Annotated in this window: 5 protein-coding genes; all 5 read left to right on the forward strand. The window is 58.8% G+C overall.

Annotated features, from left to right (window positions below; genetic code table 11):
* Window positions 1-590 precede the first annotated feature (590 nt).
* Entirely contained in the window at window positions 591-1,994 is a 1,404-nt protein-coding gene (locus AC52Q4_RS04505) for a TIGR03013 family XrtA/PEP-CTERM system glycosyltransferase (protein ID WP_495535612.1), read from the forward strand.
* Window positions 1,995-2,095: 101 nt separating this feature from the next.
* Window positions 2,096-3,556 carry an ExeA family protein gene (locus tag AC52Q4_RS04510; RefSeq protein ID WP_495535613.1) on the forward strand — a complete coding sequence of 487 codons (1,461 nt, stop codon included), beginning with the start codon at window positions 2,096-2,098 and terminating at the stop codon, window positions 3,554-3,556.
* Between the two features lie 413 nt (window positions 3,557-3,969).
* Entirely contained in the window at window positions 3,970-6,075 is a 2,106-nt protein-coding gene (prsK, locus tag AC52Q4_RS04515; RefSeq protein WP_495535614.1) for an XrtA/PEP-CTERM system histidine kinase PrsK, read from the forward strand.
* Window positions 6,068-7,447, forward strand: a complete 1,380-nt coding sequence (gene prsR, locus AC52Q4_RS04520) for a PEP-CTERM-box response regulator transcription factor (RefSeq protein WP_495535615.1) — start codon at window positions 6,068-6,070, stop codon at window positions 7,445-7,447. Before prsK ends, prsR begins: the two co-directional genes overlap by 8 nt.
* 56 nt (window positions 7,448-7,503) lie before the next feature.
* The coding region (locus AC52Q4_RS04525) for a hypothetical protein (RefSeq protein WP_495535616.1) at window positions 7,504-7,716 on the forward strand (213 nt) is incomplete at its 3' end.

Genomic DNA, 7,716 nt, shown 5'->3' on the forward strand with positions numbered 1-7,716 from the left:
AGGAACTCCGTCGTCGAGTGGAGCCTCATAGTGTTTGCGTTCACAGTAAACACGGTAACGAAGGTGGTGGTGGATGTTGCGCGCTAGACCCGTATCAGCGATATATACTGCATATTGTTTCGTTAACTTTTAATTATTTTCTTTCACTAGTGATGTTGATTGATTCAACATCCGTGTGTCAAAATTGCTTACATTATGACCATCCACTGAGCGTAGAGGCTCGCACGGTGATGGCCTGTACCGTGCCATTTGAGAGTTAAATGATATTGTTCAGTAAGTTAAGCAAAATCGGCAGCAATGGAATGTCGTCGACAAACGACAGCAGTCGGCGTCACTGGTCCCGTTGCCGTGCGGTAAACAGCTAAATGACTGTTTCTTGAGTAGGTGTCTCTGAATGGAGACAGGTAGTGCTCAGCAACGGCAGAAAAATGGGTTAAGCTTGTTTATATGGACGTGATGTGGCACTGGGCACAGCTACCTGGCGCTACTGGGACGTTGCAACGGCCCTGGTGTAGGGTTCCACGTCTGATTTGATCGCCTTGACTGCCTGGAGGGCTGGGCACAGCAAGGGATTGGGGCGAGGTCGAGAGATGATTTTGGAAGGGATATTCGGAAGTTACCATCGGCGCCTGTTGCCCATTTTGGGCGTTATAGAACCGATGTTACTGGGGGTGTCGCTATATGTGGGCACCATCATCCGCTTCGGAGACCTGAGCGCGGCGTCGCTGGACGAGCTGCTGCCCATCTGGCCGAAAGCGGCGAGCTTCGCGCTGATCGGCACGGCCTGTCTGGTGGCCGTCGGATTATACAACCAGAGACTTCGCGACGGACTGCCCGGCGTGCTGGTGCGCCTGGCCATCGGGCTGAGCCTGGCCGGCGTGCTCATGACCCTGCTTTTTTATACGTTTCCGGCCCTTTTCCTGGGGCGAGGGGTGTTCGGCCTTTCGCTGCTCGTCGCCTTCCTCATGCTCGGTCTACTCCGCGCGGGCTATTTGCGCCTGCTCCGCCAGGGCAATAACCGCCGCCGCGTGCTGGTGCTGGGCGCCGGCAAACGGGCCAATCATATCCTGTTGTTCCGTCGTTCCACGGATTTCATCGGCGTGAGCTTCCTTGGCTTCGTTGAGATGCCAGGGGACGCTTCGGTCGTGCCGCAGGGCCGTCGCGTAATTCTCGATGAGACGCTGCCGCGCTACACGGCGCGCCACCATGTTGATCAGGTGGTTATCGCCGTGGACGACCGCCGTATGGGCTTGCCGATGGAACAGTTGCTGGACTGCCGCACCCAAGGGATCGATGTCGTGGAGCTTGCGACATTCATCGAACGGGAACTGGGGTTGCTCAAGCTCGATGTCTTGGATGCCAGTTGGCTGATATTCTCTCCGGGGTTCAATCGTCGGCTGCTGCGGCGTTGGATCAAGCGGTTGTTCGATATCACGGCGAGCCTTCTGCTACTGCTTGGCACGATACCCGTAATGGCGGCCACGGCGCTGGCCATTTGGCTGGAGAGCGGCGGGCGGGAGCCGGTGCTCTATCGACAAAGCCGAATCGGTGAGGAGGGAATTCCTTTCGAGCTATTGAAGTTCCGCAGCATGCAGGTCAATGCCGAGGGCGACGGAAAAGCACAATGGGCGTCGAGCTGTGACCCGCGGATCACGCGGGTAGGGCATTTCATTCGGAAATATCGAATCGATGAGCTGCCGCAGATCTTCAACGTTCTCTCCGGTAGGATGAGCTTTGTGGGGCCGCGCCCAGAGCGGCCGCAATTCGTATCCACGTTGGCTACGCTGTTTCCGTATTACGCTGAGCGCCATCGAGTGAAACCCGGCCTGACCGGGTGGGCGCAGGTGCGTTACCCGTACGGCGCTTCGGAGCACGATGCTTTCGAGAAACTGCAATACGATCTCTATTACGCTAAGAATCACAATCTGCTATTTGATCTCAGCATTTTGTTACAGACTGTGGAAGTGGTTCTCTGGGGCAAAGGTGCCCGGTAGACTGGTGCTTCGCAGCAGGCAGGGTGACGGCTAGGAGGGCTACCGACTGCGCCGATAGCCTCATGATCGCTTTTTAAGGCAAGGGAGTGGCGAGACGGCTTATGTACGAGAGCTTTTTTGGCTTCACCGGTGATCCGTTCCGCTTGACACCGGACTATCGCTTCTGCTTTCGGCACCGCAGCTTCCGCAAGGCCAAAGCCTACATGGAGTACGGCGTACAAAGGGCAGAAGGCTTTGTTATGGTCACCGGCCGGCCCGGTACCGGCAAGACGACGCTAATCTACGATCTGCTGGCGGATCTGCGCAAGCAGCGGCTCAGGGTGATTCAGCTCAATAGCACCCAGCTCGAAGGCAGTGAGCTCATTCGCATGATCGCCTTCAAGCTCTCTTTACAGGGCGATCATCTTGATAAGGCCTCGCTGCTGCGCCAAATCATCCGTAGCCTGGATCAGGATTACCGCTCCAAGCGCCGGGCGATCCTGCTCGTGGATGAAGCTCAGGGCCTATCGGAGTCGGCGCTCGAGGAGTTGCGCTTCCTGACGAATCTGGAAAAGGACGGCCAGTCGCTGCTGCAGGTCTTTTTGGTTGGGCAGGAGCCGTTACGCGAGATGGTCCGCCAGCCGGTCATGGAGCAGCTTCATCAACGCTTGATCGCGGCTTGTCACCTCTCACCGCTGAACGAGCAGGAGTCCGAGGCCTATATCTGCCATCGCCTGGAACGCGTCGGTTGGCAAGGCAGTCCGAGCTTCGAGCCTGCTCTGCTCGCCATGATTCACCGGCTGAGCGGCGGTGTACCTCGGCGTATCAACCAGGTGCTGAGCCGTCTGCTCATGTACGGCTTCGTCGAGGAGAAACGCGATTTCCAGCTTGCCGATATGCGGGCGGTCATCGAGGATTTACGTGACGAGATGCTGCTTTCGACGGATGTCAAAGACGTGGACAAGCTGCTCGAAGAGCTGCCCGAGGCATCCACCGTACGCCGTCCCAGTTGGGAGGATTTCGATGACGATGAGCCGTACATGCGGGAAGAAGTCACGGAGGAAATTGGCCCAACGCGCCGTGAGCCGGTGATTGGCAACCTGGATGAGCCGTCGGCTACCGATTGGACCCCGGCACGCTCCGCCTCGTCGATGCCTGAACCAGGCGACGTGGCGGAATCGCAGATGTCGCCAGGTGACTGGGAGGCGGAAAACGATGTTCGGGCGGAAAACGATGTTCGGGTGACAGCCTCACAGCGGATTTTTGTGCATGAGGTCAGGCCCGATCCCGATGAGCGCATCGTGTCGACCTCGGGCAGTGGCGCGCAAATGGGACGTTTACCCCGGCGCAAGGGGCAACGGCTACTGTTCGGGCTCGTCGGTTTGTTGTTGTTGGCGACGATCATTATTTTTGCCGGCAGTCAGCTGCATCTATCGTTTCCCGAGCACGGTAGCAACATGGGCGTCCCCGCTTTGGGGTTTAGTGAAGACTCGCAGAGCAAGCTGGACTTCGCCGTCAGGAGAGCATCCGGCCAGGATGAGCGAGCGCAAGAGGGTGCGGTTGTCAATTCTGTGGTGAACTGAATCACGGTTGCCGACCGTCCGGGAAGGTATGGTTGTCTCATCAATCGCCCGAAACAGCGCTGAGCGGCGGTGATGGATACGCAATTGTTCGAAGGATCGAGCACGGGAGAGCGATAAGGACGCGCGGAATGAGCCATTGCTCTGTTACTCGGCGGTAACGCGTTTCAGTTTGCTCAAGTACGCACCTAGATCCCTGGCGGGTGTCCTGCGGCGAGGCTGCCGCGAAGGAGATCGTTTCTCATGGTTTTGTACGCTTGCGCCGTGCTGGCAGGAAAGCGATCAACGGTTTCCGATGAAGCGGTAGCGAGCGAGTAAGCGCCGCACGTTCGCACTCGTTGCGCATTACCACCTGCTGAGAAGCGTCTATTGGGTTAATCGTTCTATTAAATGATCTGGCTGGGGTGACGGCGGGCATGGCGATATCGGTCGCGGCCGCTAGCTACGGTGTCGCGGCAGCGGCATACACGCTGCTGTTCGCACTGTTGTTTGCTGGCTTTCGCGGCTTGTCCCGCGGCGTTGTCCTGTTGTTGGCCGTGTTGATCTGTGCCTGCTGGGGAGCGGTCTACAGCGTCAGTGCACTCTGGTCGTTCGCGGCTTTCCCCTGGCTTATCCTGATGTTCGAGCTCCTGCGATGGGCAGGCTGGCTCACTTTTCTGGCGGTGTTGCTGCGCTTGTCGTGGCCGCATTCGGCGAGACGGCGGTTGAGTGTGGACCCGTGGGTGGTATTGACCGTGCTCGCTCTTCTGCTTGCTGCCGTCTCGCTCGTCGCGACCACAGGTTTTCTGGGCTTGCCGCCGTTGTTGGGATTCGCGGGTTTGTTGCTGACGAGCCTTCTTGGAATGCTACTGATCGAGCAGCTCTATCGTCGGGTGGAGCCGGATTACCGGTGGGGGATCAAGCATCTCTGCCTGGGCCTTGGGGTTGCTTTTGCCTTTGACTTTTATCTTTATGCTGACGGTTTGCTGTTCGGCGACCTAAGCGCGCAGATCCTCGCGGCGAGGGGATTCGTCAATGCGCTTGCCGTGCCGCTCATAGCGGTTTCCGCTGCGCGCAATCCGAAATGGTCGTTGTCCATCGGTGTTTCCCGGCGCCTCGTTGTGGACTCCGTCGTCATTACCGGAGCGGGCGTTTATCTTCTGGTCATGGCCACCGCCGGCTACTCCATTCGCTACCTCGGCGGTAATTGGGGCAGCGCCCTGCAGATTATCTTTCTGGTCGGGGCGCTGGTCGTGTTTTTGGCGGCGCTGTTCTCCGGGAGCCTGCGTGCGTGGATTCGCGTATCCATCTCGAAGCACTTCTTTTCGTATAAGTACGACTACCGCGAGGAATGGTTACGCTTTATCGGCACTCTCTCCGCGAACTATTATGGCGAGCCTTTGCGGGTACGTGCCGTGCGTGCGGTCGCGCAACTCGTGGACAGTCCGAGCGGCGCGTTGTGGAGTGCCAACGAGTACGGGCACCTTATATTGGCGGCCACCTGGAACGTCTCGTTCCCGGGCACGGTGACCGCGCCGGCCGATTCCTCACTGGTGAGTATTCTGCGAGCGCGGGAATGGCTCATCGATCTGGCCGAATACGAAAAATATCCCGGGCGGTACGGTGGAGTGGCCCTGCCCGATTGGCTCGATAAATTTCGCAATCCATGGCTGATTTTGCCCTTGCTGCTGCAGGAGCGGTTGCAAGGTTTTATCGTGCTCAGCCGGCCCAAGGTGTCACGGGAGATCAACTGGGAGGATCGTGATCTGCTTAAAACCGCCGGGCGCCAGGTCGCAAGCTACGTGGCGCATCTGGACGCGACGGATGCGCTTATCGATGCGCGGCAGTTCGACGCTTTCAATCGCTTGTCCGCTTTTGTCGTGCATGATCTGAAAAATGTCTCGGGCCAGCTGTCGCTGATCACCGCCAATGCCGTGAAGCACCGTCACGATCCGGAGTTCATCGAGGATGCTTTCCGCACTATGGAGAGCGCCACGCAGCGGATGGACCGTGTGTTGTCGAATCTGCGTAAGCTGGACTCGCCGATGGCGACGACCGACCCGGTGGATATCGCCGAGCTGGTAGAAGAGGTTGCCGACGGCCTGGCGAAGAGCCGACCGGTTCCGCGGGTCGAGATCTGCACTCCGGGGTTGATTGTGGATTGTCCGCGCGGTCGTTTGGCAACGGTTTTGGAGCATTTGGTGTGCAATGCGCAGCAGGCCACTCCGGCTGACGGTGAAGTCGCATTGAGCGTGACGCGGGAAGGTCCATGGTGTCGCTTGGAGGTGCGCGATAGCGGTGCGGGAATGGCGGAGGCGTTTATTCGCGAGCGCTTGTTCCGTCCGTTCGAAACCACTAAAGGGAATGCCGGCATGGGGATCGGGGTTTACGAGGCCCGACATTTCGTCGAGGCGATCGGGGGCGTGATGGATGTGATCAGTGCACCCGATGAGGGCAGCTGCTTTGTGCTACGGTTGCCGCTGCATCAGTCGGATCCAGCCACGTCGAGGGGGAATGGAAACCGGGAGGTGTTGAGTGGCTAAACCGCAGCCGAAACTACTGATCGTCGAGGATGACCCCGGACTGCAACGTCAGCTCAAATGGTGCTTCAGCGACTATCACGTATTGATTGCATCGACACGCCAGGAAGCGCTGCGGCTCGTTGAGCTCCACACACCTCCCGTCGTTTTGCTCGATCTCGGTTTACCGCCGGATGCCGCGAACGCCTCGGAAGGGTTGCGGGCATTGGAAGAGATTCTGGTTCTGTCCCGGCACACGAAAGTGATTGTCGTAACCGGCAACGATGAGCGCGAGACGGCGCTGCGAGCCGTGGCAGCCGGCGCCTACGATTTCTATCAAAAGCCGGTGGATGCGGATGTCCTGCGCCTGATCGTCGATCGCGCCAAGAACCTCCATGAGTTGCAACTCGAGCACCGTCGCCTCATCGAGGCGCCGGAGAGTCCGCTCGAGGGCATCGTGGCGACGTCGCCCCAGATGCTGCAAGTCTGCCGTATGATCGAGCGTGTGGCGCCGGTCAATGCCACGGTGCTTCTCATGGGAGAAAGCGGTACCGGCAAGGAGCTATTGGCTCGCGCGCTGCACCGGCTCAGTCCGAGAAACGCCGAGCGTTTCGTCGCCATCAACTGCGCGTCGATCCCCGATACTCTGCTCGAGAGTGAGCTGTTCGGATATGAGCGCGGGGCATTTACCGGGGCGAATCGCCAGACCGTAGGTAAAATCGAATACGCGGATCGTGGCACGCTGTTTTTGGACGAAATCGGGGACTTGCCGCTCGCGCTGCAGGCAAAGCTCCTACGCTTTCTTCAGGAGCGAGTGATCGAAAGGCTGGGGGGGCGCGGTGAGATCCCCGTGGACGTTCGCGTTGTGGGCGCGACCAATCGCGATCTCAAGGCCATGCTGGAGGAAGGCAGCTTTCGCGAGGATCTTTATTACCGGCTAAGCGAGATTACGGTTACGATCCCCCGTCTGCGTGATCGGGACGGGGATGCGACGTTGCTCGCCCACGCGTTCCTGCGCAAATACGCGGATCGGGACCGGCGGGGCCTCAAAGGGTTTTCCCACGACGCGCTTGCGGCGATCGAAAGTTACGATTGGCCAGGCAACGTTCGGGAACTGGAAAACGTTTTGCGCCGAGCCGTTATTATGGCGGAATATAACAGTATATCGGCTGCTGACCTTGCTTTGCCCGCAACGCAAGCGGAGCTCTCTCCCTTGAAGCTGCGTGAAGCGCGAGAACAGGTCGAGCGGCGCACGGTGTCGCGAGCGCTAGGGCAAGCCAACGGCAACCTGGCGCGGACGGCCGAACTGCTTGGCATCAGCCGGCCCACGCTGTACTCCCTGCTTAGCAAATACGGCCTCAAAGGCGGCGTGACGACAGACGAACGAACCCATTGAACGGTGACACAAAAGGAATTTGGGCACCTGCGCCCGTCACGCTGAGGGAGAGCGGAATGCTTCGAGTCCGGCAGAGGTATAGTTTACGCCTGTATGCCAAGCTCATTGCGGTCTTGGTGCTATCGTTGATCCTGCCACTGGGGGGCTGTGACCGTTTCGGCGCCCGTTCACCCGAAGAGCATATCGGCAGCGCAATCGAATACCGGGCCAAGGGTGATCTCAACGCCGCCGTCATCGAATTGAAAAATGCGCTTCAGCAAAGCCCGGAT

The sequence above is a fragment of the Nitrococcus sp. genome (assembly GCF_059432795.1).

Excerpts from the sequence above, each read along its gene's own strand:
- AC52Q4_RS04510 (WP_495535613.1), top strand. The coding sequence starts at position 2,096 with ATGTACGAGAGCTTTTTTGGCTTCACCGGTGATCCGTTCCGCTTGACA.
- AC52Q4_RS04505 (WP_495535612.1), top strand. The coding sequence starts at position 591 with ATGATTTTGGAAGGGATATTCGGAAGTTACCATCGGCGCCTGTTGCCC.
- prsK (WP_495535614.1), top strand. The coding sequence starts at position 3,970 with ATGGCGATATCGGTCGCGGCCGCTAGCTACGGTGTCGCGGCAGCGGCA.